This is a genomic window from Stutzerimonas nitrititolerans, assembly GCF_003696285.1.
Lineage (GTDB): Bacteria > Pseudomonadota > Gammaproteobacteria > Pseudomonadales > Pseudomonadaceae > Stutzerimonas > Stutzerimonas nitrititolerans.
The window spans coordinates 1-238 of the sequence record NZ_RFFL01000100.1 but is presented as its reverse complement, the minus strand read 5'-3'; the positions used below and the strand labels follow the sequence as shown (position 1 = coordinate 238).

1 pseudogene is annotated in these 238 nt (G+C 58.8%); it reads left to right on the top strand.

Annotated elements, in window-relative coordinates:
• Positions 1–238: pseudogene (locus EA795_RS21130) on the top strand (hypothetical protein); the annotation flags it as partial.

Genomic DNA, 238 nt, shown 5'->3' with positions numbered 1-238 from the left:
GGCCGCGATATTTCCTTCACTCACCCCACCAGCATGACCGTCGAGCGCTGGCATCGCATGCTGGACGACGCAGCAGAACGCCGTGACCTTCCCCGGCTCTATCGGGACAACCTTATCGAGTCCGCGGACGACATGCTTCGAGCGGGCATTATCGATCCCCTGGAACACTTCGATCTGCTCGAGCTTGCGGAGTCTGCCTATTCACACGAGATCGAAGAGCAGATAGTCCGTCACCGTT